Raw genomic sequence first — 363 nt, 5'->3', positions numbered from 1 at the left:
CGAGGCATTGCTGCCGTGGTCTATCGCGATGCCAGTCGACTGATCAGTCGGCTGGTCATCCCCACCCCCTGAATCCCCATCCCATTTGGCGGCTTCGCGCAAGGTGTGCGGTTAATAGATCGCATACGTATTAACGCCAACCTCGTTCATAAATGGCGGCGAGAAGCTGCGGGTGTCCTGGTCAAGTTTTTTCGTACAGACCGATAGGTTGTTTGATTGCCGATTTCTGCTCGAAGGCATTGGGTGGCAAGTTGCCCAGTGTGGAGTGCAACCGCTGGCTGTTGTAGAAGCTGACGATGTAGTCCGCAATGTCGTTCCTGGCTTCGGTATGGTTGGCGTAATCCTGCTGCCAAACGCGCTCCA

At 55.1% G+C, this 363-nt stretch carries 1 protein-coding gene; it reads right to left on the bottom strand.

All coding sequences use genetic code 11. The annotated features are described in order from the left end of the window. Positions 1-181: 181 nt before the first annotated feature. A partial coding sequence (locus C5P05_RS00240) for an IS3 family transposase (protein WP_157979135.1) occupies positions 182-363 on the bottom strand: 182 nt, incomplete at its 5' end.

This window comes from Rhodoferax ferrireducens, assembly GCF_003347515.1.
In the GTDB taxonomy this organism is placed as follows: domain Bacteria; phylum Pseudomonadota; class Gammaproteobacteria; order Burkholderiales; family Burkholderiaceae_C; genus Rhodoferax.
This window is presented reverse-complemented; position numbering and strand designations above follow the sequence as displayed.